Below are 240 nucleotides of genomic sequence, written 5' to 3'. Positions count from 1 at the left end.
AAACTGTACCGTCGGGTCATAAACGGCAAGATGCGGCGTGGCGGTTATCTGAAAATAGCCCGGCGTCAGCTCAATCCTCGACGGTGCTGCCGGTGCGGCAATCCGGAACGATACCGACGCCGGATCGCCCTGCTGCCCCCACGCATTTACCGCCCGGACTGTCAGCCTGTAGTTCCCCAGCGCCAGTTGCGTGAAGCGGTATGTGGTTTCCGTCGTCCGGGCCGTGCTGACCAGCCGCTC

At 62.9% G+C, this 240-nt stretch carries 1 protein-coding gene; it reads right to left on the bottom strand.

Annotation, left to right across the window (positions count from 1 at the left end; genetic code table 11):
* Positions 1-240 (bottom strand): phage tail tip protein J-related protein (locus ACTHSQ_RS11420; protein ID WP_440375969.1); only part of this gene is annotated, 240 nt, incomplete at both ends.

The organism is Neisseria sp. P0009.S008, assembly GCF_051958615.1.
GTDB lineage: Bacteria > Pseudomonadota > Gammaproteobacteria > Burkholderiales > Neisseriaceae > Neisseria > Neisseria subflava.
This window is presented reverse-complemented; position numbering and strand designations above follow the sequence as displayed.